Origin of the sequence: Methanocella paludicola SANAE, assembly GCF_000011005.1 — an archaeon.
Taxonomy (GTDB): Archaea; Halobacteriota; Methanocellia; order Methanocellales; family Methanocellaceae; genus Methanocella; species Methanocella paludicola.
In genome coordinates this window covers 2,012,753-2,037,130 of record NC_013665.1, presented here as the reverse complement: position 1 = coordinate 2,037,130, position 24,378 = coordinate 2,012,753, and the positions used below count along the sequence as shown (strand labels likewise).

Annotated in this window: 24 protein-coding genes and 1 tRNA gene; 9 read left to right on the top strand and 16 right to left on the bottom strand. The window is 54.3% G+C overall.

The window, feature by feature from the left end; translation table 11 throughout:
- Positions 1-9: 9 nt before the first annotated feature.
- On the top strand, positions 10-1,449 hold the full coding sequence (locus tag MCP_RS10265) for an RtcB family protein (protein WP_012900774.1): 1,440 nt from the start codon (positions 10-12) through the stop codon (positions 1,447-1,449).
- A gap of 55 nt (positions 1,450-1,504) precedes the next feature.
- On the top strand, positions 1,505-1,921 hold the full coding sequence (locus MCP_RS10260; protein WP_012900773.1) for a tetratricopeptide repeat protein: 417 nt from the start codon (positions 1,505-1,507) through the stop codon (positions 1,919-1,921).
- Between the two features lie 10 nt (positions 1,922-1,931).
- On the opposite strand, the gene MCP_RS10255 is transcribed toward MCP_RS10260, so the two are convergent.
- Both MCP_RS10255 and MCP_RS10250 read right to left on the bottom strand, forming a co-directional pair.
- Positions 1,932-2,576: a hypothetical protein gene (locus MCP_RS10255; RefSeq protein WP_128860031.1), complete on the bottom strand. Its 645-nt coding sequence runs from the start codon at positions 2,574-2,576 to the stop codon at positions 1,932-1,934.
- Positions 2,577-3,008: 432 nt separating this feature from the next.
- Entirely contained in the window at positions 3,009-3,941 is a 933-nt protein-coding gene (locus tag MCP_RS10250) for a TIGR00269 family protein (protein ID WP_012900771.1), read from the bottom strand.
- Between the two features lie 100 nt (positions 3,942-4,041).
- Here MCP_RS10250 and MCP_RS10245 point away from each other — a divergent pair.
- Positions 4,042-4,141 (top strand) — tRNA-Ile (locus tag MCP_RS10245).
- 67 nt (positions 4,142-4,208) lie between these two features.
- On the opposite strand, the gene MCP_RS10240 is transcribed toward MCP_RS10245, so the two are convergent.
- A complete protein-coding gene (locus MCP_RS10240) occupies positions 4,209-4,562 on the bottom strand; it encodes an MTH865 family protein (protein WP_012900770.1) in 354 nt (117 codons plus the stop codon).
- A 65-nt stretch (positions 4,563-4,627) separates the two neighbouring features.
- Positions 4,628-5,065: a response regulator gene (locus tag MCP_RS10235; protein WP_128860030.1), complete on the bottom strand. Its 438-nt coding sequence runs from the start codon at positions 5,063-5,065 to the stop codon at positions 4,628-4,630.
- Positions 5,066-5,310: 245 nt separating this feature from the next.
- Here MCP_RS10235 and MCP_RS10230 point away from each other — a divergent pair, with 245 nt between their 5' ends.
- Positions 5,311-6,027, top strand: a complete 717-nt coding sequence (locus MCP_RS10230; RefSeq protein WP_012900768.1) for a pirin family protein — start codon at positions 5,311-5,313, stop codon at positions 6,025-6,027.
- On the opposite strand, the gene MCP_RS10225 is transcribed toward MCP_RS10230, so the two are convergent.
- Positions 6,024-6,455, bottom strand: coding sequence for a hypothetical protein (locus MCP_RS10225; RefSeq protein WP_158301485.1), 432 nt, complete (start codon positions 6,453-6,455; stop codon positions 6,024-6,026). The two genes, MCP_RS10230 and MCP_RS10225, sit on opposite strands and share 4 nt — an antisense overlap.
- 258 nt (positions 6,456-6,713) lie before the next feature.
- Here MCP_RS10225 and MCP_RS10220 point away from each other — a divergent pair, with 258 nt between their 5' ends.
- Genes MCP_RS10220 through dnaJ form a run of 3 tightly spaced genes read left to right on the top strand, consistent with a single transcriptional unit; the run spans position 6,714 to position 10,255 of the window.
- On the top strand, positions 6,714-7,214 hold the full coding sequence (locus MCP_RS10220) for a nucleotide exchange factor GrpE (RefSeq protein ID WP_128860029.1): 501 nt from the start codon (positions 6,714-6,716) through the stop codon (positions 7,212-7,214).
- Positions 7,214-9,067 (top strand): molecular chaperone DnaK, encoded by a 1,854-nt coding sequence (gene dnaK / locus MCP_RS10215; RefSeq protein WP_012900765.1) that lies wholly within the window; start codon positions 7,214-7,216, stop codon positions 9,065-9,067. Before MCP_RS10220 ends, dnaK begins: the two co-directional genes overlap by 1 nt.
- 42 nt (positions 9,068-9,109) lie before the next feature.
- The gene (dnaJ, locus tag MCP_RS10210) at positions 9,110-10,255 is read left to right on the top strand and encodes a molecular chaperone DnaJ (RefSeq protein ID WP_012900764.1); all 1,146 of its coding nucleotides are present in this window, start codon (positions 9,110-9,112) and stop codon (positions 10,253-10,255) included.
- A 5-nt stretch (positions 10,256-10,260) separates the two neighbouring features.
- On the opposite strand, the gene MCP_RS10205 is transcribed toward dnaJ, so the two are convergent.
- The 4 genes from MCP_RS10205 to MCP_RS10190 all read right to left on the bottom strand — a co-directional run bounded on the left by MCP_RS10205 (position 10,261) and on the right by MCP_RS10190 (position 16,219).
- The gene (locus tag MCP_RS10205) at positions 10,261-12,147 is read right to left on the bottom strand and encodes a hypothetical protein (RefSeq protein WP_012900763.1); all 1,887 of its coding nucleotides are present in this window, start codon (positions 12,145-12,147) and stop codon (positions 10,261-10,263) included.
- A gap of 56 nt (positions 12,148-12,203) precedes the next feature.
- The gene (locus tag MCP_RS10200) at positions 12,204-13,703 is read right to left on the bottom strand and encodes a small ribosomal subunit Rsm22 family protein (protein ID WP_012900762.1); all 1,500 of its coding nucleotides are present in this window, start codon (positions 13,701-13,703) and stop codon (positions 12,204-12,206) included.
- 41 nt (positions 13,704-13,744) lie between these two features.
- Positions 13,745-15,370 (bottom strand): tetratricopeptide repeat protein, encoded by a 1,626-nt coding sequence (locus MCP_RS10195; RefSeq protein WP_012900761.1) that lies wholly within the window; start codon positions 15,368-15,370, stop codon positions 13,745-13,747.
- A gap of 171 nt (positions 15,371-15,541) precedes the next feature.
- Positions 15,542-16,219, bottom strand: coding sequence for a carboxypeptidase-like regulatory domain-containing protein (locus tag MCP_RS10190; RefSeq protein WP_012900760.1), 678 nt, complete (start codon positions 16,217-16,219; stop codon positions 15,542-15,544).
- Positions 16,220-16,412: 193 nt separating this feature from the next.
- On the opposite strand from MCP_RS10190, the gene MCP_RS10185 reads away from it, so the two are divergent.
- Complete coding sequence (locus tag MCP_RS10185; protein ID WP_012900759.1) at positions 16,413-17,354, top strand: hypothetical protein; 942 nt, start codon at positions 16,413-16,415, stop codon at positions 17,352-17,354.
- 303 nt (positions 17,355-17,657) lie between these two features.
- Here the strand turns inward: MCP_RS10185 and MCP_RS10180 are convergent, their stop codons facing one another.
- Complete coding sequence (locus tag MCP_RS10180; protein ID WP_012900758.1) at positions 17,658-18,104, bottom strand: universal stress protein; 447 nt, start codon at positions 18,102-18,104, stop codon at positions 17,658-17,660.
- 94 nt (positions 18,105-18,198) lie between these two features.
- On the opposite strand from MCP_RS10180, the gene MCP_RS10175 reads away from it, so the two are divergent.
- Positions 18,199-18,702, top strand: coding sequence for a GNAT family N-acetyltransferase (locus tag MCP_RS10175; RefSeq protein WP_012900757.1), 504 nt, complete (start codon positions 18,199-18,201; stop codon positions 18,700-18,702).
- Here the strand turns inward: MCP_RS10175 and MCP_RS10170 are convergent, their stop codons facing one another.
- From MCP_RS10170 to MCP_RS10145, 6 genes are all read right to left on the bottom strand, one after another.
- Positions 18,703-19,311 (bottom strand): carboxypeptidase-like regulatory domain-containing protein, encoded by a 609-nt coding sequence (locus MCP_RS10170; RefSeq protein WP_012900756.1) that lies wholly within the window; start codon positions 19,309-19,311, stop codon positions 18,703-18,705.
- A complete protein-coding gene (locus tag MCP_RS16180; protein ID WP_012900755.1) occupies positions 19,312-19,869 on the bottom strand; it encodes a DnaJ domain-containing protein in 558 nt (185 codons plus the stop codon).
- A 125-nt stretch (positions 19,870-19,994) separates the two neighbouring features.
- The gene (locus tag MCP_RS10160) at positions 19,995-20,699 is read right to left on the bottom strand and encodes an HAD family hydrolase (RefSeq protein WP_012900754.1); all 705 of its coding nucleotides are present in this window, start codon (positions 20,697-20,699) and stop codon (positions 19,995-19,997) included.
- A gap of 244 nt (positions 20,700-20,943) precedes the next feature.
- Positions 20,944-21,546, bottom strand: a complete 603-nt coding sequence (locus MCP_RS10155) for a hypothetical protein (protein ID WP_128860028.1) — start codon at positions 21,544-21,546, stop codon at positions 20,944-20,946.
- Between the two features lie 245 nt (positions 21,547-21,791).
- Positions 21,792-22,223: a hypothetical protein gene (locus MCP_RS15725; RefSeq protein WP_158301484.1), complete on the bottom strand. Its 432-nt coding sequence runs from the start codon at positions 22,221-22,223 to the stop codon at positions 21,792-21,794.
- Positions 22,224-23,893: 1,670 nt separating this feature from the next.
- Positions 23,894-24,349, bottom strand: coding sequence for a hypothetical protein (locus MCP_RS10145; protein WP_012900751.1), 456 nt, complete (start codon positions 24,347-24,349; stop codon positions 23,894-23,896).
- Positions 24,350-24,378 lie beyond the last annotated feature (29 nt).

The window sequence follows — 24,378 nt, the reverse complement described above, 5'->3', positions numbered from 1 at the left end:
TGATAGTGCATGGTAGCTGCGGATAAGCTAAAGAAGATCTCCGAGGACGTCTGGGAGATCCCTACTGATTACAAGCCCGGCATGAACGTGCCAGGGCACATCTTTTTATCGGACCGGCTGATCGAGGGCCTGGAGAGCGGCGCCATCGACCAGACGGCGAACGTGGCGACGCTGCCGGGCATCCAGAGGTACTCGATGGCCATGCCCGACGTGCACATCGGCTACGGCTTCCCCATCGGCGGCGTGGCAGCCTTCGACACGGAGACGGGCGTGATCAGCCCCGGCGGTGTCGGCTTCGACATCAACTGCGGCGTGCGCCTCCTGCGCTCGGAATTAATGGCCGACGATGTCAAGCCCCATAAGGTCGACCTTATCAACGCTTTATACGAGGCGGTCCCCTCGGGCCTGGGCTCGGAGTCGAAGTTCCGCGTGAACGATGCCCAGCTCGCCGAAGTCTTCCGTACCGGGGCCCGGTGGGCCGTGGAGAACGGCTATGGCGTGAAGGCGGACCTGGAGCACTGCGAAGAGAACGGAGAGATGAAGGGCGCCGACCCCGCGAAAGTATCTAAGAAGGCCAGGGACCGGGGCAGGCCCCAGCTGGGCACTCTTGGCAGCGGCAATCACTTTTTAGAGATCCAGAAGGTCGAAAAGATCTACGACGAGGCCGTGGCGAAGGCGTTCGGCCTGAAAGAGGGCCAGGTCACCGTCATGATCCACTGCGGCTCCCGCGGCGCCGGCCACCAGATCTGTACCGATTATGTAAAAACGATGGAGCAGGCCTCCAGGAAATACGGCATAAAGCTCTATGACCGGCAGCTAGCCTGCGCACCGCTTTCCTCGCCCGAGGCGAAGGACTATTTCGCCGCCATGGCCGCGGGCGCCAACTACGCGTGGGCGAACCGCCAGATCATATCGCACTGGGTGCGGGAAGCGTTCAGTAAATACTATAAGCGGGACGTCAGGATGGATTTAGTTTACGATGTCGCCCATAATGTGGCCAAGTTCGAGGAGCACGAGGTGGACGGCGTCAAGAAGGCGCTGTGCGTACACCGCAAGGGCGCCACCCGGGCTTTCGCCCCCGGCCGCTCCGAGGTACCTGTCGCCTACAGGGACGTAGGCCAGCCAGTGATCATCCCGGGCAGCATGGGCAGCGCCTCTTATGTGCTCGCCGGCACGCAGAGGGGCATGGAGCTCACCTTCGGTAGCACCTGCCATGGGGCAGGACGAGTCATGAGCCGCAGCGCAGCCCTGAAGGACATCCGCGGCAATGAGGTAAAGCGGCAACTGCTGGAGCGAGGCATCGTCGTGAAGGCGCCAAAGGATGCAGCCATCGCCGAAGAAGCCCCCGAAGTCTACAAGGAGATCGACGAAGTCATCGCCGTCGTGGACGGGCTGGGCATTTCCAAAAAGGTCGCCCGGCTCGTGCCCATCGCGGTAGCGAAGGGATAGGCGGCTGTTTTAGGCGGAGAAAAATGATTTAAAGACGACCGCTGATTTTTTTCTTATGGCCGAAAAAGACGAGAAAGACGTCTGCGAGAACCCGCCGGAGATCGTCATCCCCCAGCACCCGGATTGTAACCCCGAGTTCAGCGAATGCGCTCACGATAACCGCATATCCATCGACCTCGTGCCCGGTAAATGCGCCACCCGCGGCGCCGACCCTCATTATAAGAAGGGCTATGAGCTCTATCACCAGGGCCAGCTTGACGACGCGATGGTCGAGCTTGACCAGTCCGCCAGGGTAGACCCGGAAAGAGCTGAAACTCACTTGCTGATGGGCGATATTTACGAGCGCCGGCGCATGTTCGACGAGGCTATTCGCGAGTACCAGGAGTCTTTGAGGCTTTCGCCGAACGACGGGTCTATAAAATTTAAGCTGCAGAACGCCATCTCGCAGCGTTCCATCGCTCACAGAAAATAGTAACTGTGTTTCAGGTGCTTGCGGCCTCTTTGCTGTGATCGAGCCACCCGAGCCTTAGCTGGATGACCTTCCAGATCACGGAGGGCAGGTCCCATATCGAGAATGATTCGAGCTCTCCGGTAGCCAGGAAATAATCTCCTTTTTTGTGTGATCCGTCGAAGATGGCGATGTAGTACCGGCCGGGAACGGTGATGTCAGTATATGTTTTAGCGCTGTTGTTGTATGTGATGCCCGAGAATGGCTCGTAGAACTCGCTCCTCGGCTCCTGCCTGGAAGCGTTTATTAATAATGATCCGTTGCCTGCCGGGACTTCGAACGGTATAGGGTCGTGTGTCGTGATGCCCGGCCCGATGATAGCATAGGATGGCCTGAAGTTAGCGTATACATCGTTCTTTGGCACGTTCATCTGGGTCATGAGGCTTACGGGGGACGATATGTCCATGTAGTAGAACTGCGCTTCGCCAGGCGCGTCGAGGTAGCCATACATCGCATAGGATATGTTCGCGTCTGGTATCCGAACGGCAGTGGAGAGGTCGTGGTTGTCCTGGCCGAAGATTGGGTTGTGGGCCATCGCCGGGGGCATTGTTACTGATATGATCGCAAAAAGTGCTAGAAGTGTGAGCGTCCTCGATAGGTTACTAAGCAAGGCGTTCATTAATAATGCATCTGAAGGCGGAAATAAAAACTTTCCCTGAGCAATAAAGTCATTATTTAAGTCACTAAGCATACAGAGCCACTATTTTCACCACAATGGCACGAAGCGCACCGAGTTTCACAAAGCTTTCTTTTAAATGTGAGTCACTAAGGCCACAGAGCAGGCTTTTTGGGTTTTTAGGGCACGAAGGTGACAATGACACGATGGCAAAAAGTGCTCTTGTTCATTCCGCTGTGCCATTGTATCCTTAGTGCCCTAACGTTAATGAACCGGGCTTTGTGACCTCTGTCACTTACTTTTAAAAAGAAATCTTAGTGGGCCTTCGTGAACACCGTGCCATTGTGGTGAGAATAGTGCCTCCGTAACCTTAGTGCCTCAAACCCAATGGGAATTAAATGTCGGTGCTATCAAGTCCAAAATATAGATAAAAATCTAATCTTTTAAGGGAGGCTTGCCGATAATCTTGATACGCTCCTTAAGCTTGCACCCCTGGCAGACACCCTTAATACCCGGCTCCCCGCAGATCTCGCATTTTGTTAAAGGCACCTGAGGGTATTTCTCCTTAAGGCAGGGGACCATATTATCGAACCCGCGCATGATAGAATACTTCGTCCCGGGGTGCCGGGACTCGAAATCATTAAGCATATCCTTGATCTCGCCCCTTAGTGATTCACGCGCATAGGGGCACTCGCCCATGTGAAATGGCAGGCCCTTCAGGAACGCGTACAGCGCGACTTCCCTCTCAGGCACGTCCATAAGGGGTTTAATACGGGGTATGAGGCCTTCCTGGGGCCTGGACGGCCTCAAACGAGCGAGTCTCTCCGTATCCCCATTCATAACGTTAAGGAGCACGGTCTGGGCGTCGTCGTCTAAATTATGGCCGGTGGCGAGCTTGTTGGCGCCAATGTTGCGGGCTGTCGTATTCAGCAGCGTGCGCCGGAAGACGCCGCAATAGGTACAGGACGCCTCCTTTCGCTCGTGGGTGAGCATCTCGTCCAGCGTGCAGCCCACCTCCTCCTGAAAAGAAACAACAATATGCGGCACGCCCAGCTTATCGCAAAGCTCCTTCACCCTGGGTATAGAAAAATTACGGTAGCCGTCGATGCCCTCGTCGATGGTGATGGCGGTGAACTTGATATCCGGCCTCATGCTGAAGGTCTCAAAAAGGATCGACAGAGTGACAGCGCTATCCTTGCCTCCGCTCATCGCGACGGCCACGTGGTCGCCCGGTACGACCATCCTGTCCTGCCGCATGCGCTTCTTGATCTTACGCTCCACGTCCTCGATCTCGTGGTGAGCGCAGAGATGCATGCCGGAATACTTCTGAAGAACGACGGCTTCCTTGCCGCACTTGTCGCACGCCATATAGTTCAGCCTGAAATAATTATTACTTATATAAATCCATTATGTCTGAGGCTTTGTGCATAACTTTTATGTAGTAGTAATGACTTTTACAGAAGATGTTGGGCCCGTAGCTTAGCCAGGTCGGAACTGCCCGTCAAAAGGCAGCGACAAGCGCTCGGCTGATAACCGAGAGGCCCTGCGTTCAAATCGCAGCGGGCCCATCATGACCTTTTCTCCAAATAAGCTATTATTCAAATATACCGTGCCAATACTTTCCGAATGTTTATATCACACTGGCCTGGTGTCGGGCGCCCCCTCGGGCGACCCGGAGGGCATGGGACATGCCCCGGCTATCGCAATAGCAGCCTGGGCAGCATCCCTGAGGGGAAAATCATCGTCCCTCAAGCTCCCGGCCAGTTCCTTAAGCGTCAGGGTCCGGCCGTAGTAGTGGCAGTGCGTGGGCCTGTCCACGGCGATCGCGCTCAGCAACTCATGCTTATTATTCACCGGAAATTGAATGTCCATAGAGCTCAGCGCTTCCTGCGCCTCTGACTTCACGCGCTCCAGTATGCGCTCTTCCGTGGCCTGGGAATAACGGGGCGAATCACCATAAGTAGAATACACGGGCTCCTTCTCGCTCATAATAGACACTTTCGTGTGCGAGGCATTTAGATTTAGACCACGACAAAGGTGAAATAAAAAAGAGTTCAATTCTCGTTGAGCACTTTCATTATCGTGCTTTTTATTTCAGAGAGACGCGAGGGCTTCTTCAGGAAAGCCCGGGCACCGGCAGCGAGCGACTCATTACGTATCTCATCGGAAGCGCTCAGAAAGATAAAGCGGGCACAAGGCTCAATCTCGAGCATCGCCTTCATGGCCTCAAGGCCTGTCAGGGCCGGCATACGGTGGTCGATAAGGATCACATCGGGACAGAGTGATCTTCGAAAGGCCTCAAGGCCTTCCCCGCCGTCGTAGGCGATAAAGGCGATCTTTAGCCCGGCGGACTCACATATTTTTATGTAGAGTTCAACGATCTCTTTCTCGTCCTCGATAATGGCTACGGTCTTTTGCGAGTTAAAAGACGGCCTGCCATCATTCCCGGAAAAATGCCGCTGCACGCTCATTTCCCCGGATGAGCGCGACATTGATGTTCCACAGCTTTCCAACCTTACTGCTCTCCTACCAATCGTATTAGCAACTTTATATTAAAATAACTTCTATATAAGCTTTGTTTAACCTATCGCTTCCTATGTACAAACATATGCTTATTTTTAATTATTTTTACTAAACGCTTACTTTTAGGAAAAACTTTGTATTTGTAATTATTATATAAATATCCGCATTTTCATAATGGCCGGTTATAAAATGCCGTACGTCGACAAAGATAGTAATGATCACAGTACGCCGGCCCGAAGATATCTACCAGGCCGAGGGCAGGATCGAGAACGGGACGTTCCACGGCCGATGGCATTTTTCCTTTGACATGTACCGGGACCCCGAACACATGAATTTTGGGCCCTTAAGGGTCTTTAACGATGATATGCTATCGCCGGGGGCCGTATGGCCGCTTCACTATCACCGGGAGATCGAGGTCGTCACATACTGCGCCGACGGAGTGTTCAGGCATGCTGACCAGCGGGGAGAGGGCGGCATCCTGAAAAAAGGCTGGGTACAGCATACGACCGTGGGCTCGGGCATGTATCATTCGGAGATCAACGATTTAAAGGATAAGCCAATGCGCTTCATCCAGATGTGGTTCATGCCCGAAAAGCCCGGCCTAACGCCTTCCGTGGAGCAGAAGCGCGTCGATAGGCCTGAGCGCACCAACAAGCTGTTGCTTATCATGGCGAACGGCGTGCCCGATGCCCTCCCTATACATCAGGATGTCCGCATCTATTCGGGATATCTAGAGCAGGGGCATTCGGCCGAGCACTCGTTCCGGAACGGCAGGGGAGGCTATTTTTATGTCGTTGAAGGCGGGCCCGTTACGGTCAATGGAAAAGAGCTGCCCGAGTTCGGGGCCGCCGAGATAATCTCCGAGCAACACATCAAAATATCAGCAACAAGCAATGCAGAGATCCTTCTCGTCGACGCCGGCTACGTTTAGGCCTCTTTGAGAATAATGACACCCTTGATGCCGTTATAGTTAAAGGGCTCGATGGCCAGCTTCGCCATCTCCGCAGGGCCCCTGGCCAGCCCGAGCATCATCGCCCGGGACATCAAGAACGTGTTCAGTGTGTCTGGCATCTCCCTGGTAGCGACGAACTCGTCGATGTACGGCAGGACTTCATAGGCTGTCGAGATGATCGCCCCTGCGGCAGGCGCTATCGAGGAATCCAGTTCCTTTATGATGCCCTCGACCATGTCCGGCTCATCCTCTAGCGGCGAGGACAGGCTAAAATAAATGCAGGCACGACTTATGCCGGATGACCCATTCCCGCTTTTAAGCGCGTAGCCACCGGGCGCCGATTCTAAAACCACAACACTGCCCTTATCCTTCTTACCCTTAAAAACATCGAACAAGCCCATATTCAATGTGCCCCCGGTCAACAAACGTCTAAACAATATATTCAATATCTAATAGAATTTATCTCTTTTCGTGCTAAGACAATGATACGCCTGCCATAGAAACTATTTATCCTCAGGGACAGTCATAATAGTCGCAGGACGATAGCTCCGATGCATGCTTATTTCCGCGTGCCGTCGTCCGATAGGCGGAAGCACAGCTAAGGATAAGTATTTATAGAAGTGCAAACATTATTTAAGACCGGCTTCCACGAAGGGATGGGGTTTATGGACTCGACTGAAGTAAAAGAAAGTCTCGAAGAGTCAAAAGCGGACGACGAGCTAGCCCTTGCAAAAAAACAGGCTGAGGAGTATAAGAGCCTCGCCATGTACCTCAGGGCGGACCTGGAGAACTATAAAAAGCGCGCGGCCCGCGAGCGCGAAGATTACATCAAATACTCGAACGAGTCCCTCATTCTGGAGCTACTGGACGTCTACGAGAACCTGGAGCGGGCGGTCGAGACGGCCAGAAAGTCCGACGACGCAATGGCCAAAGGACTGGAGATGGTCTACACGAACATGAAAACCGTGCTGGAGAAGCACGGGCTCAAGCCCATCAAGGCCGTGGGAGAGAAATTCGACCCGTACCTGCACGAGGCAATGATGCAGGGCGTCGACAACGACCGTGAGGAAGACACGATCCTCGAGGAGATACAGCGTGGCTACACGCTGAACATGAAAGTCATTCGATACTCGAAAGTCAAAGTTTCGAAAAGAGGTGAAGATTAATGTCCAAGATTATCGGCATAGACCTTGGTACTAGCAACTCAGAGGCCGCCGTCCTTGAAGGCGGCAAGCCGACCATCATACCGAGCGCGGAGGGCGCGAGGCTTTTCCCCTCCTACGTAGCGTTCACGAAGACGGGCGAAAGGCTCGTCGGCGAGGCGGCGCGGCGCCAGGCCGTTACGAACCCCGAGAGGACCGTACTGGCCATCAAGCGCAAGATGGGCACCGACCACAAGGTGGACATCGACGGCAAGAAGTACACTCCGCAGGAGATATCCGCCATGATCCTCTCCAAGATCAAGCAGGACGCCGAGGCGTTCCTGGGCGAGAAGATCTCAAAGGCGGTCATCACTGTCCCGGCTTACTTTAACGATAACCAGAGGCAGGCCACCAAGGATGCCGGCACCATCGCCGGCCTGGAAGTCCTGCGTGTCATCAACGAGCCCACGGCGGCCGCGTTAGCGTACGGCCTGGACAAGACGGGCACCCAGAAGATCCTGGTGTTCGACCTGGGCGGCGGCACGCTCGATGTGACCATCATGGAGATGGGCGAGGGCGTCTTCGAGGTGCTTTCCACCTCGGGCGATACCCAGCTCGGCGGCACCGACATGGATAACCGCATCATCGACTATATCGCCAACAGCTTCCAGAAGGAGAACGGCATCGACCTGCGGAAGGACAAGATGGCCATGCAGCGCCTGAGGGATGCGGCCGAGAAGGCCAAGATCGAGCTCTCGAGCACCCTGCAGACGAATGTTAATTTACCGTTCATTACGGCCGACCAGAACGGCCCAAAGCACCTGGACATGACTCTCACGAGGGCCAAGCTCGAAGAGCTCGTCAGGGAGGTCGTTGACCGGTGCTACGCGCCAATGAGGCAGGCCATATCGGACGCCAAGCTCACGGCGACCAACATCGACCACATTATCCTGGTCGGAGGCCCGACGAGGATGCCCATGGTGCAGGAAATGGTCCGCAAGTTCTTCGGCAAGGAGCCGGAGCGCGGGATCGACCCCATGGAGTGCGTGGCAATGGGCGCGGCCATCCAGGGCGGCGTGCTGGCGGGCGAGGTCAAGGACTTACTGCTACTGGACGTCACCCCGCTGTCGCTTGGGATCGAGACCTTCGGTGCCGTGTTCACGAAGCTCATCGAGCGGAACACGACCATCCCCACCCGGAAGAGCCAGGTGTTCTCGACCGCCGCGGATAACCAGACGTCCGTCGAGATCCACGTGCTCCAGGGCGAGAGGCCCATGGCCTCGGACAACACGACGCTCGGCCGGTTCCACCTGATCGGCATTCCGCCGGCCCCGAGGGGCATTCCCCAGATCGAGGTGACCTTCGATATCGACGCCAACGGCATCATGAACGTCAAGGCGAAGGACCTGGGCACCGGCAAGGAGCAGGCCATAACCATCACGGCCTCCACCAAATTATCGAAAGACCAGATCGACCGCATGATGAAGGACGCGGAGAAGTTCGCATCGGAGGACGCCAAGAAGAAGGAGAAGGCCGAGGTCACGAACAACGCCGACTCTATCCTCTACGCGGCCCAGAAGACCGTCGCCGAGGCGGGCGACAAGATCACGGCCGACCAGAAGGATAAGATCAACAAGGGCATCGAGGCCCTTAAAGAGGCGCAGAAGACCGACGATATGAACAAGATCAAGGCCGAGACCGAGAACCTGACCAAGGTGGTAAACGAGGCCGCGACCGTGATGTACCAGCAGGCTGCCCAGGCCTACCAGCAACAGCAGCAGGCCAAGCAGCAACAGCAGGCGCAGCCCAACGGCGGCGGCAAGGACCCGAACGTGGTCGACGCCGAGTTCGAAGTGAAGGACGAGAAGAAGAATTAAGCCTTCTTCTTCTCATTTATTTTTATCATATGGTGAGCGATAGTGGCTGAAAAAAGAGACTACTACGAGGTACTGGGCGTCGATAAGACCGCTCCGGTCGAGGACATTAAAAAATCATATCGAAAGCTCGCCATGAAATACCACCCGGACCAGAACAAGGAGCCGGGGGCCGAGGAAAAGTTCAAGGAGCTCTCGGAAGCGTATGCCGTTCTTTCGGACGAGCAAAAACGTGCCCGGTATGATCAGCTCGGCCACGCGGGCATGTCGGGCTATTCCGAGTCCGACTTTTACAATAACGCGAACTTCAACGATATCTTCCGGGACATGGGCTTCGGGAATTATGATAATCTCTTCGACATGTTCTTCGGCGGCCGGGGGGGAGGCCAGCGCGGCCCGTCCCGGGGCGCCGACCTGCGCTATGACCTGGAGGTCGACTTCAAGGAGGCGGCCTTCGGCATCGACAAGGAGATCGTCTTCCCCAGGATGGACGTGTGCGATACCTGCCATGGCACGGGGGCGAAGCCCGGCACCAAGGTCTATAACTGCAGTGCCTGCGACGGCACCGGCCAGGTGCGCCAGGTCCAGCAGAGCCTGTTCGGCCAGATGGTGCGGGTAGGGCCCTGCGGAAGATGCAGGGGCCGGGGAAAGATGTTCGACACGCCCTGCCCGGAGTGCCGCGGAAATGGCAAGTCCCGGCACGTCCGCAAGATCACCGTAAAGATCCCCGCGGGAGTCGAGGAGGGCATGCAGCTTCGTGTCACCGGCGAGGGCGAGCCGGGGATGAACGGCACGCAGGCCGGCGATCTCTACGTGGTCGTCCACGTCAGGTCCCACCCCTATTTCCAGCGCTACGGCGATGACATCTCCTGTATCCTGCCCATCAGCATCACGCAGGCCGTCCTCGGGGACGAGATCGAAGTGGATACGCTTAACGGCAAGGCGAAGCTCAAGATCCCGGCGGGAACGCAGACTGATACGACTTTCCGTCTAAAGGGCGAGGGCGTCCAGAGCCTGCGCACGAGGGGCAGGGGCGACATGCACGTCAAAGTGGTCGTTAAGGTGCCCCAGAGGTTATCCGAGCACCAGAAGAAGCTCTACCAGGAGCTTGCTGCCGACGAGCATGCCGGAAAGGGTAAGGAAAAAGATAAGAACATATTCGAGCGCATCGGCGACGCTTTCAAGTCGTAAGTCCGCTATCCTTTTACCGGGACACCGACGACCTCGTATATCTTAAAGTTACCCTCAGTATAGACATTTTTAAAATAGGTCGTGTTACTCAGGACAATAGCCATGGACCCGGTCTGCTCTTTTCCTCCCATCAGCACGTAATTCACGTTATACTGCGCCAGAGTGTCATAGACTGTCTGCGGGTCGTCTATCTTCAGGATGCTTTCCATGGGGCCGAGCCAGTCTGCTCCATGGTACTGGCTCACGTACGTCTGGGCCGCATATAGGATGTTTCGGCCGGAAATGATCGGTACCCGGGGGAAATGGTCCGGGTTCTCGTAGACGATGGCGTTCACGGGCGTATTATCTTTGATCCATTCGACTGCTCTAACATCCATCGGAGATGCGAGTGAATTTTTCGGGGCATACACATAGTAGCCTGCGACCATGAACGTGGAGGGTACCATTATGAGGATAATTGCTATGGCCCCTGCTTTTCTCAAGGCGCTCTCCGACGACAGCCACCCGTATAGTACACTTCCTGCGAAAAGCGCTACCGGGAGCGAGAGATACGTGAGGAAGCGGTAGGTATTGTTGGTCGCCGGCAGGATCAGGATGTTCAGGGCTATCGCGTTCACGGCAGCGAATATGGCCAGCAGCTTTGTGCCGTCGTCTTTCCAGCCCTTGTATATGGCGTAGGCCGCGAACAGTGCCAGCGGGCCCAGCGTCACGAGGAATGTTACCAGTATGTCCTTATGATGGCCTATCGATAGCTGGGAGCCTGCGTTCTCCGGGAATAGTGTGTATTCTATGAGCACGGCGATGCCGCTCAGTGCGATGGGAATCGATAGTCTCACCAGCGTTGAGGCGTTTTTCTCTTTTATGGCCAGGTACAGGCTCATCGCCAGTATCGTGAGCAGGACGGGAAAGGCCGTGATCAGGTGATAGAACACCAGGGAGGCCATCGTGATACCGGCGATCACGGAGGCCATTACTGACTTCTCTCTTATTGAGATTAAGAATAGGTACAGGCTGAATATGGCCACCAGAAGCCCGAACGTCTGGGGCTGTGGGAGGAAGAAGTACAGCGAAGTAGGGTCATATTTCAACAACGTGATGCCCGGCCACTGGTAGACCAGCGAGTTGAACGTCGTTACATCTATGGCAGCAGTCCCGGTAAATATGATATATGCCCAGGATAGCCCGGAGCTCAGGACGTACAGGAGAGAAGCCGTGATCGCCACCATTTCTTTGCTAAATATGGGCCGGGCCAGCAGATAGGCGCCCAAGAAGATGAGCGCCGAGGCCGAGGCGACGGCCACCTTGAAAACGTCGAACAGCGCCAGGCCCGTTATCCTGCACGTCTCGCCCAGCATTACGTGCATGGACCAGTCGTACGGGACGCCCGCGCCCAAAAAGTACGGGTCCTGCGGCGGAATGGCCGGCATGGCGATATATCGCTGTGCTATGGACAGGTGGAACGTCTGGTCGAGCCCTTGCGTGAAGGTATAGAACAGCTCACCGTCCTCGATGTGAAACGTCTTCAGCGATACCAGCAGGACGATAAGGAATATCACCACTGCTATACCCATGGGCTTCGTATCGCTGACCTGGACCGTCAGGGGCCGGTTCTTCCAGTAATTATAAAACCCGATAATGACCGTCAGGAGGCACAATGCAAGAGGCGCCAGGTGGTACGGCAGCGGCGAAGTTACCACCGCAGATACCGGTATCAACACGATCGAAAGCGCCAGCGGGATCGCCACGATCTCAGCGAGGGTAAATTTCTCTTTGAAGAGCGAGGCTACCGAAAAGCCCGGGATAAACAGTAACAGGACAAAGGACGCCCATCCAATAGGAAGTATGGATATGATCCCCGATAATGCTAAGATGAGCCAGGCTTCCCGCCTCAAGTTATTACCCTATTATTGGTAGCACGTTGGGCAAATATAACTATTGACAGGACAGCTCAAGAAGTGTCCGCCTGCTCCTTTACGCCTTTAACTTTCGTGTTCCTGTTGACAAGGAGGTTAAATGCGTCGTATTCCTTATTGTACCGCACCAGCACCCCATAAATTTCCACTATCTGCCCGTATTTTGCGGTCTTGAGCGCCTCGTTCTCAGGGCTTGTGTGATAGTCCGGAAGGATGGCATATACGGGCTTGGCCGCCGTGCCGTCGCAGAGCTTGTAGACGTGGTCCGCCTTATCGCCCAGGTCGCCGGACATGACCGCCGCCACGACGTTGATATGCTTCTTGACGTGGTCCTTCATCTTCGAGAGCCGGGCGAACTTCGCCTTTTCCGGAACGCGGTACTTCTCCCTGGACAGCTTATCGTGGCGCAGCACGGCGTAGGAGTACTTGATGTCCGTATTGATGAAGCGGAAGGGCTCCTCTTCGGCGACCTTCTGCATGAGCCTCGTGGGCTTGATGTCCTCCCTTTCCTGGAAGGTCCAGCAGGACTCGGGGTGGCATCGCACGCACCATATGAACGAGCACGGGCTGTAGACGCCCAGGCCCTTGTTCATCAGGGCTATTACGAGCTTTCGCATCTCCGTCGAGTTTACCTTGTCCGCGGGCTCCACAATGACGATGTTGCCGTCTATCGCCAGCCGTCCCGCCATAGCGCGCACGATCTCCGCCTTTCGCTCGATGTCACCGCCCAGCTCGTTCAGGACGTTGGAGAAGAACATCAGGTCGATATCATCCGGCAGATCGTCCGCCTTAAGGCTGAGCAAGTCTGCCCTGAGGGGCTTTTCAACTTTAACACCGGTGCCTTCGGCATAAGCCGGCACCAGGTAATTGAACGCCTCGACGTTCTCGTCGTATTTTTCCAGAGAATAAATGACGGCTTCCCCGCGGCCGATCCTGCGATAAAAGTCGATCAGGGCAAGAGGGACCGTTCCGGGGCCGGTACCGGCGTCCATGACCTTCATGCGGTCCTTCAGCAGGCCGTCGGAGGCCAGCCCATAAATGATGTGCTCCGACTGAGCGAAATAAACAGGGAACTGGTAAGCGAGATAGCCCAGGATGCTGTAGCCGGTCTCATAAGTGATACGGCGCTTACGGCCCTCCTTCCAGTAGTCGGCCTTCTGCTCCGCGATGGCCTTTCTAAGCTTCTCTACCACGGCAGGATCGTGCCACGCCTTGCCCGTCTTCTTCTCGACATATCGTTCCATGAGCTTTTCGAGCTTTTCCGGCACAATGGGCGATGCCAGGAACCCGTCCTGGGCACTGCGCTCTTTTTCATCGAGCGCCAGGGGCTTTGCGGGCGGCAGCCTCACGGCCCTATAATCGTTCCCTGCAGGCTCCAGCCTGATGCCCAGGTCGTAGGCCAGGGGCCGCAGCGCATCGTAGACGTCCGCGACGCTCACGTCGCCCTTTACGTAGCCGCAGATCTCGGAAAGCATGAACTCCGGCTTCATCCTGGAAACATACTTTACCGCCGATACGATCTCTTTACTGGACATCGAGTGCTAAAACACAGCGCATAGATAAAAGATTTTGGATATTACAGGCGGAGCAACTTCGCGATATCAGGATTACGCCTGGCCATCTCCTGCTGAAAGTCCTCTGCCTCCTCGTAGCGGCCCTCAAGGGCCTTTAGCTGCTCGATCTGGGCGAACGAGAACAGGGCGCCTTCAAAATAGCCTTCCGTCGAGGACACGTTGAGCGCCGATTTGAAATAAATGAGCGCCGTATCGTAGTCGCGCTTCGCCTTCAGCGCAAGGCCGATGTTCCCGAGCTGGTCGGCTATGCCTTTCTTATTATGCGCGTCCCGGCTGAGCCTCAGGGCCTCCTTAAAGTGCTCAACAGCGCGGTCGTGCTTCGCCATGCTCAGGTGGATCAGCCCCAGGTTGCCGCGGGCCACGGCCAAAAGAGCCCTGGCCGTATTACTGCTCATGTAGCGGCCGATATGCTCGACGTTCTCGAGCTCGGCGGCCGCGGCCTTATAGTCCCCGAGCAGCATGGCGCAGGTGCCGATGTCGTTGCAGGCGTTCATGATGTCCAGCTCGTCCTCCAGGCCGGCCCTGGCAAGCTGGAATGACTCGAGAGCATCGGGCACTTTTCCCATCTCGTAGTAGATGATGCCCATATAAAACAGGGCCGTGGACTTCATGCGCCTATCCTTGATCAACGCCGAACAGCGGTACAGGGCGTTCACGGCCTCCTCCGTTTCGCCCCGCTTGAGGCTGATACAGCAGTCCAGGATGTGCGTATAAGCCCTTTTTTCCTCGTCTCCCGCGTGCTCGAGGGCATTCTTATTGTATGCTGTAGCCTCGTCGAGCCTGCCGGCCAGCATGAAGTTCATGGCCAGGATCGAGTTGTAGTCGTACTGGAGGGCGTCGTTCCCCGGGCTTGGCTGCAGTCTGGCGATGAACTTCAGCAGCTTAGGGGTGGGAAACACATTGAATAACAATATGCCCAGCGACGACAGCAGGTCCGCCTTTCCCGGCTCGTTTTCAGGGTAACGCTGGAGGTCCGATATGGCTATGAGGATCGGCCTCGTCTCCACCAGCTTTTGCTCGGGGCCCATGGCCTTGAAGTACCCGGGATGGCTGGATACCTTATTCATGATCCCCATGATGCTCCGGCAATTATCTCCGGATATGGCCTTATCCTCGTACCGTCCAAGCAGGGCCTCGATGTACCTCGATATGGCGGCATATCCATGGATCCTGTACGAAAAATCGAGCTCTCCGAGACGACGGCATGGAAGCTCCTTTAGCTCTGAAACGTAGTCCTTTACGCCCGGCCTGTCGAGACATATGCCCTCCTTCCTGAGGCCGTGTACATAGTGGACGGCGTCTACGGCAGCCTTGAACCAGCGGATGAACCGCTTGAAGTCCAGGCAGAATTCTACATACGCCTCGCCTCCTCCGGCAGGATTAAGCCTGTTAAAAACCTCGCAGGCCAGCGTCTCTTCCGGCTCTCCCTCGCGGGGCAGCTTCGAGAGGTCAGCTTTAAATATCAGCCGGGCCAGGTGGGCGGATGTCTCTCGTGGATATTTTTTCTCAAAAGCCCCCAGTGACCGGCATATGATGTCCAGCGAGCCCGGACACTCCACGAGCGCATCGTTGATATCATGGCCCAGGTAAGCCCCGAGCCTCTTCACTCCGTCCCAGTCGCATCTCATTCGCCGCTCTCCTCATGCCATATTGAATTGATACTACTCGCATTACGCTCGCATTAACATCGCAGATATAGCCACCTGCAAGGATATTTTTCGCATTCGTGCGTTTATATATTAGTAAGGGAACGGATATGATTTATGATGGCCGGGCAAAATTTTTCCCGAATAAAAAAATCATGTCCCGCCGGCTCCCTGTGGAAAGCTGGCGGGCTTGTACGTCTCGAGGTCGCCCTTCCTCGCATATACGACCATGTCGCCCAGGTCCGTGGGCACTCTATCCAGCCGGTAATTGCCGTATACATCGGTCGTATTCGTGGCGCCCCTCGCGTTTATCGGGTTGTGGGTCCTGTTATACAGCACGCCGACCTGCGCGTTCATGACCGGGCCGCCGCTCCTGTCCTTTATCGTGCCGTTGAGCGAGATGTAGTGCGTGATGGGCATAGTGACCGTCGAGCTTTTGCCCCCGAACATTGCCGTTACCCCTAGAAGGAATGGCCTTTCGGTCATCTCCTGCCCTGAGTTATACGACCTCACTCTCGTCGACGCCATTCCCAGGTCGTCCGTGAACACCGTAGTTTCGTCCAGCTTTGCAAATCTCCCGTCGGTCAGGCTAAAGTTCACCGGTATGCCTGCCTGCCGGATGGGCCGGCCGTCCTTGAATAGCTGCGCCGTGACGAGGACGGAGTCCTCTGACGGGTTTTGTGGCTGGTACGCGAAAAGGAAATCCCTGGCCGATGAGAGCCGTATATCGTCCGCCGCGACCGCAGGGACTGCCTTCGCGAATGACACGGCAGCCAGGACCAATAAAACGATAAAGAAGAGCGAGCTCACGCTCCTTGATGACCTGCTCATTGTATCCCCTCATGTGAATACACGTAGAGCCGCATTTAAAAGATTATCCGCCGTTAAGTGTACACAGGCGTATGCTGAAAATTTGTGCCGTATTGCAACAAATATGAATAAATTATACCAAATTAACCATTTTAAGAAATAAATTCTACAATAAATAGTAAAATGTATATATGATAAGGTCGAATAAGTTCACATGCTCACGAGAGCCAGGCTTGACGCGATCGTATACCGGGTCGGCGGGTCAAACCCTTGCTACGTATCCGAGCACGATTGCTCCAGGGCAAAAGACAAAGACTTTTATCATTCTCTTACACTGTTGAAGTCGCAGGTCCGCAGCGACCTTTCCTCCGGTTTTTATTCGTTGAGCCGTTTCGACTATGTCCGCCCGTTCGTCACCTGTATCGATACCGTACTGCCATTGCGTGACGGCTCATTAAAGCAATCTTTTTTGGGCTGCGCCTACGAGGCGATGGACGACCATGGCCGCCGCCAGTTCGTTTCCATGTGCCCCACCAACTATCTTTCAAACGAGGCAGATACGCTGCTCGATTCCTTTAAGACGCTGGGCGAGATCATCGAGGCCCGATACCTGGACGAGCGCGTGAACGACCTTATACGTGAATTGCCCCGCGCCCCGCTGATCACGACGTTCGACCTCGGCGGTAAAAAACAGCGCACACCCGAACTCAGCGTCATCATCGAGCCCACTAACGGCTCATTCCGTGCCGTCTCTCAAGAGCTTTCTTTGAGCGCAACGGCCGGCAGCCCCTGCGAGGCGCTGAATAAGCTTGAAAAGGTGTTAGCCGACGATCCCTCTGTGGCTCGCGGCCATATATTGCGCTCGGAGCCCATTTTCGGCCCCGTCGACGTGCAATTAACCCTCAAGAACTCCTTTTCCCTCAAACGCTTTTTGATCTCGCTCTCCCCGTGCCAGAACGGTACCCGCTATTACCGCGCCCATGCGCCGCAGGCCGGCGTATACGCAAAATCGACCACCATCGAGGGTGCTCTGCAGAACATTAAGGATGCCATCTCGTTGAAGTTCCATGAGGCAACGCAGGCGGAAGTTGATCGTGCGCTTAAGGCCCGGCCTATTTTGACTACGGCACGCGTATCCCCTTCGAATAATAATTAACCACACGGTCGGCCTTCGTATTAAGCCCCCAAAGAGGCGTAAGTCCGCGAAGACTGTTTCGAGCCCTAAGACCGCGAAGCTTACGCGAAGACCGCAAAGATACATTAAAAGATAATTTTATGTTAAAATGATTTAATTTGAATAGTAATAATTTATTTCTTTATAAAAGTCTTCGCGGTCTTAGAGTATGCTTTGCGGTCTTCGCGTTAAAAACGTCTTCGCGGACTTGTATCTCTTCGCGGGCTTTGACGGCATGAGCGAGAGGATAGTATTATTTAATATAGCATTAATGAGCCCCGAAATTCACTTACCACGCACGACGAGCACGGGGCACGGCGCATGCCTTACGATGGCCTCGGACACGCTGCCCATGAGCACCCGCTCGATACCGGACTTGCCCAGGTTACCGACGACAATAAGGTCAAACTTATCATCCCTGGCGATCTTCATGATCTCATCGGCAGGGTATCCGCGAACAATGCGTGTTGACAGACGAACGCCCTTCTCCTTAGCCATCCGGGCCACATAGCCGACAGCATCCTCCGCATCCTTCGAAAGCCGGACGTTCTCGTCCTCGTAGCCGGTGATATCATCGTGATGCTCCAGCGCGTAGATCTCAAAATGCTTAAGGTTCATGACATAGACCGCTAGCACCTCGGCGTCAAGCTTTTTCGCCATGTCGATACAATAATCGGCCGCCTTATTGCTGAACTGCGAGCCGTCCGTCGCCAGAAGGATCTTGAATGCCATCGATATCAACCAGTGTTTGTGGCTGAAACCATAAAAGAATATCCGTCCGGGGCAGAGAAACCCTAAAATAGGCAAAGGGCGATGTATTGCCTGTATGCCAGGCGAGCTTATGATCGATGAGATGAGGCCGGAAGACTGGGAAAGCGTGGCCCGCATATACGGGGAAGGCATTGACACGGGCAACTCGACGTTCGAGCAGAGCGTCCCGACATATGAGCGCTGGATATCTGCGCATCTCGAGGGGTTTTCCATCGTCGCCCGGGAAAACGGCGAGGTACTCGGGTGGGCGGCATTAAGCCCGGTATCGGCCCGGCAGGTGTACAGGGGCGTCGCCGAATTAAGCCTTTATGTCGGCGAAAAGCATCGCGGCAAGGGCGTAGGCAGCGCTCTCATGGGGGCGATGATCGAGCTTTCGGAGAAAAAGGGTATCTGGACGCTGCAGGGGGGCACGTTCCCGGAGAACACGGCCAGCCTGGCGCTACAGAAAAAATTCGGGTTCAGGGAAGTAGGCACCAGGGAAAGGCTGGGCAGGATGAGCGGCCGCTGGCGGGACGTAGTCCTCACGGAAAGGAGAAGCTCCATATCCGGCAGCGATTGATCACTTTTTCTGGCCGGTACGGAAAGCGATGATGGCGACGCCGGCGACGAGCTGAAGGCCCACGAGGGCCATTAACGCCAGGCTGGCCAATTCACCTATTGTCGCCCCGAAGTCAGACATGGGCACGCTGACGGTTGGTATCACGTTCGTATAAGTCGGGCTCGGCTTGGGCGCAACCGTGGGGCTTGAGGAATAATTCTTGTCGATGTAGCCCGGGATGGTAATGTCGGCCGTTGCCGTACCCTCCCTTAAGAGGACGGTTTCAGAATAAGCGATGCCATCCTTTTCCGCCGTAACGATATAGACATCGGACGACAGGCCCGTAAATACATAGAGCCCGGTGAGCGATGTGCCGCCGTTACTCGTATACTGGGGGTTATCAGCGCTCTTCACCGGATCGGCCGGCAAATAGGCGTTGATCTTGAAATTCGTGTAATACAGGGTCACTTTGGCGCCCGGGATCGCGTTGTGGTTCGCGTCGTACACCCTTCCGGATATGGAGTTATGGCCTGCAAGCGTCTGCCCCTGTGCAGACGGGATCTGCAGCGTGAGAGCACATACAAAGGCGACTATGAGCAGCACGGCCATACAGGCCATATGAGCCTTCACTTAATCACCCCGGTGGGCGCTATTCGTCGTATTACTAAATGCCTCATAAAAGGAGAAGATCCAGACCAGCAAAGCAAGAAAGCCGATGGGCAGGCTCAGGGTGAAGGCCAGCGCCCAGAAGATGAAGTACGTGCCGAAGATCATGTAGCCGAGCTTCTTCTCGCCGGCCAGGATATGGTAATATCCGGGGACGATGAGCGATAGAATTAGTAACTGCCCGCGTTCGATGTTCGGGATCGGGCGCCGCGGGGTGCGCCTTACTTCCATGGCGGGCGCGCTGCTGCCCGCAGTGGCGGCCGTGCCGCCGTTCGTATATGCCTCGCCATGTTCCTCTCCCAGCTCTAATTTTCGGTAGAGGTCGTACTCCCTTCTCTTAGCATCGTCAGACAGGACTTCGTAGGCCTCCGATATGAGCTTGAAGAGCTCTTCCGATGTCGATGACCGGTTTATGTCGGGGTGGTACTTTTTCGCAAGCTCCCTGTACGCTTTTTTGATATCGTCAGAGGTGGCTTTGCTTTCCAGCCCCAGTATTTCATAGTAGTCTCTGCCGAAGTCCACAGTTTTATAAGCATAAGTATAGGATATATGCCTTTTCCTCAGCGTTTTTAGGGCCCTGATATAATAGGATTTCTATAAATAATCGTTTTTTTGGTTTTTTCAGATGCCGGATATTATTCCATATCTTATCCACCTGATGAGGCTTCGATGCGCTTCGCCAGGCAGTCGCCCAGATCGGCAAAAGAGGGCATGATATCGTCGGCGTCCTTGAAATACTGTTCCGGGAGCGTCGTGGTCACGGCGATAACGTAGTCGACGCCCGCCGCCTTTGCTGCCTTGATGCCCATGGGGGCGTTCTCCACGACCACGCTATAAGCCTTATCGGCGCCCAGCTTATCCATCCCCTTCAAGTACGGGTCAGGGAACGGCTTGCCCCTCTCCGTGTCCTCGCCCGTCACGATGGCGTCGAACATGCCCGTCAGGCCTGCCTCTTCCACGACCTTGGTTACGGATCTACGGTTACTGCCTGTCACGAGGGCCAGCTTAACGCCGTTCTCGCGGAGCATGGCCAGGGTCTCGGGGACCCCGGGATAAGCCCTGATATTCCCCTCAGCCATCTGCCGGTAAAGCTCCCGCTTCTCATCTACCGTCTTTTTTAGCTCTTCGTCGCTCACGCTGGCGCCGTACTCCTCCACCAGCGCCCTCCCCAGCTTCATGGAAGGCATGCCTTCATGGGTGTAGATATCCAGCGATTTTACGTCCAGGCCAAGGCGCTCGAATGCCTTATGAAACGCCTCATAGTGGAACCGCATGGTATCGGTGATGACGCCGTCCAAATCAAAAAGAACGGCCCGATATCGCCGGGCATCGATGGTACAGTGAGGCTGCATCGAACAGGATATTTCTATTAAAAATAGTTATAGGTATTGTATCATAGGACTATTATTTCACATTATTTTTCTTAAATTTGAGAAAGTTGCCACTCTAAGTCGAATTGTGACAGGTTAATTTATAAATTTTAAACTTAATTATTTAAGTGGCAACTATCCATGACTAATCAGGATTACTGTTAGCTGTCAAGGGCTATCTCATGACCGCATATTATGCGACCAGTTGGGAATGAGATGGTTTACATTACTTGCGTCTTGAGTTCAGGAATAACCCCGCAGCCCCGACGATGGTCCCCGCAGCGAACGCGATAATTGGAAACCCGAACATCTCGGCACCCTGGGGTGTGGGCGTGGGCGTGGGCGTGGGCGTGGGCGTGGGCGTAGGTGTCGGCATCGCAGTCACGGCCGCCATCAGCGTAAACACGCCGGCCTCACCGTCTGGGTTGAACTGCAGGGACACCTGGCCATCCTCGATATTGAGGAGGCTGACCGTCTGGACCTGGTAATTGGGGCCGTCGCTCCTCACCATATAGTAAACGCCGTTCGGGTCGATGGTCTGGTTTAGGCCCTCGATCTTCAGGGTATACGTGGGGTTCGACTTGTAACCCCAACCATTCGGGTTCTCGATGACATTCACCACGGCGAGCACCATCCCGTTCGCCATGCCCAAGGGCAACTGGGCCGTGTCAGGTGCCTGGAAGTTGATATCCAGCCAACAACCGTCCGGGGGATCTGAGCTTAACTCGCCCCGTACAACGAGGTCATAACTAGTGTTCCCGACTGTGCCGTTCTTCTCAGCAGAAACCATCACGCTGAAGAAATCCTTCCAGACCAACTGGCCTATCACTATGCCGTCACTAGTTTTTATGGGCTTAGTGTACGACTGGAACTTTGGGGGTGTGTAACTACCACCACCTCCTCCGCTGCTCCCACTGCTGCTACTGCCGCCCCCGCCGCTGGCGGCTTTGGTCGGAACCGCGGGAGGCGTGCCCGACAAGGCCACCGTCGTCATTACTGGCAAGAGCAATGCCAAAATCAAAACTGCCATCAGCGCTTTCGATAGATTCTTCACGAGTATATCTCCTTTAATTGTTAGCTTGGCAACTCAACCCAGTACCCGTGCCCTGTATTGATCGAATTGAACGCCGGAAAGTTCGAGGCGAACCACGGGTCGGGATTGGGCGAATAGTACATCCAGCTCTGCGTTGACTCATTCCACGCCCACACGTCCACAACATTACTCGGGTAAAGCGCCTCGGGCGTCGAGGACGACAAACCCGTCGTACCCACGAAGTTCCACGAGGGGGCCAGCGATACGGGACTGGCGGGAGCAGTCGATGGTACAGTGCCGGTGATGGCAAACGAAGCAGATTTATTCATTTCCACCCAGTATGCCCGCCCCGCCTCTACCTGCTTTAAAGCAGGGAAGTTCGAGGCGAACCACGGGTCGGGATTGGGCGAATAGTACATCCAGCTCTGCGTTGACTCATTCCACCCCCACACGTCCACGATACCACTAAGCATATCAGAAGGGAAGAGCCGCTGAACACTACTATCGGTTACATTCAAAGGCACAGATATTAAGTTCCAACCAGGCACCAATGAAATATTTACTGAAAGCCCGGAGTTAGGAGACGGCGAAGGGGACGGTGATGGGGTTACAGACCCTTGTAGTTTACCATAAATTAATGAGTCCCCGTAGTCTAAATAAATTACATCATTTTTTTGTGCCCTGACATTTGCGTAAACCTGCCCGTACGTGAATATGGCGTTGTCAGATACGGTATATTTTCCTGGTGCTGGTGGTATTACTGGATTATTTGATTTTGGGATCAGCTCCAGGCCATAGACGGTATTTTCTAGATATTGGACCACGTTTTTAACGCCCACATAATAAACGCCGTTACTATCCGGGCCACGTATCGTGTTAAATCCTCCAGTGGCGGATACTTGTACGTTAATGGGCCAGGTTACCTCAGTTTTCCATGTTTTGCCTCCGTCTATGCTCGTTAAAATGTAGGCGTTGTTATCCTGGTTGCCCGCCTCGACATAATTAATCGCGATAAGCGTTCCGGATGGAGAGCCTGCTATACCCCACATGGCATGCGGGGACGTATATACCATGGTATATTTGGACATATCCGATAATGAGGCATAATATACGCCTGCAGTTGGCGGGTTGCTATCGCTGCCCCACCATACATGTCCATCAGGGGTGAATATGAGATTAAGGCAACGATAAACCTGGCTTCCACTGGCATTAAGCATCTTGGCCCAGGTGGCACCGTTATCGCTGCTTGTCCACCACTGTACTTGAGAGTTTTCATCCCCGCTCGTGGCATACCATTTACTATTATATGGATCGTATTGCACGCAATGCCAATGCCGAATATCACCAGGGTTGTTTAACGTTAATACCACATTCCACGTGGCCCCGCCATCCGTGCTTCTTATTAACCTGCATATCCCGGTATTTAGAATGTACTCGCCAAAAATAATGGTATTACCATTGCTACCGACTCCCCCATATATGGGCGCGTGAATCTTGCCAAGATTAGACGTGTTGCTCAGGGTGAAATTTATTCCATTGCTACTGTAGAAGATCCTTCCGTCATCGCTAAATACGATTACTGCACCGGTATTAGTGACCACGCCGCTATCGATATAACTGGGCCTAACGCTAAATAAGGTTTGATAAACATATGAATTGTCCTGCATATAAGTTACGGCATATGCATTATGGATAGATAACATCAATAAACATGACCAAACCAGGATAAGTACCATTAACGATTTTTTAAAGCGATTTATCGAATACCTTAAAATAACATTTAGAGCTAACATATCATACCCCAGGTCGTTCCCTTTATTTGTCGTAGAACACCGGCTGAGAATTTGTTCTTATATTGTGCTATTTTATTCCACCTTTATTCTGTAAGTTAATACTATGCAACCTATTACATTTATATTTTAATTAAATTAATATATACTATATCATAATATGTCGTAATATTTTAATTGATTTTAGACCAAACGATTGTAAAAAAATTAAATAAGGGGTAATAAATTGCAGTTAATAATGTTGCCCGTGCCTTGTCGAGCATTAATAAAATAGGATTAGTTGACGTTGATACAATGATTTGGATGTTATTGAACTGTCTCAGCCCAAGCCCTGTATTTGGATAGAATTATAGTTATTCGCCATCAGCCTTAATGACGACCACGTCGCACACGAAACGGCTCCACTCGGCGAGGAGCGCCTTTTCCTCTTTGCTGAGCAGCGCCGCCTCCTTTTTCATGGCGCTATAGTGCTGCCATGCTTCGCTTGACGCATCCTTAAGCTGGGCCATATATTCTCCGCTATACGTGCAAGCAGGGTCCACCCCCAGGGTGCCGTCCCGGAGAACGAGCATCGGGTACAGGCGGCACTGGAACGGCTTGATATCGCCGAGCGTGCACCCGGAATCGTTTAAGTAAGGGCACGAGGCGGCGTAGGGGACCAGGATCTCCTTCGTATCCCTGCCCTGAGATGCCAGCAGCCCTATCAGCCTCTTTTCGTGGCCGCAGACGTAGATGTGCACGAACCGGTCCGACGTGCGGCAGCACGCCTTACACATCCTGCACCGCTCGAAAAAATTTCCCGCCATCATACTGCACTTAGAAACATCGGAATGTGGAA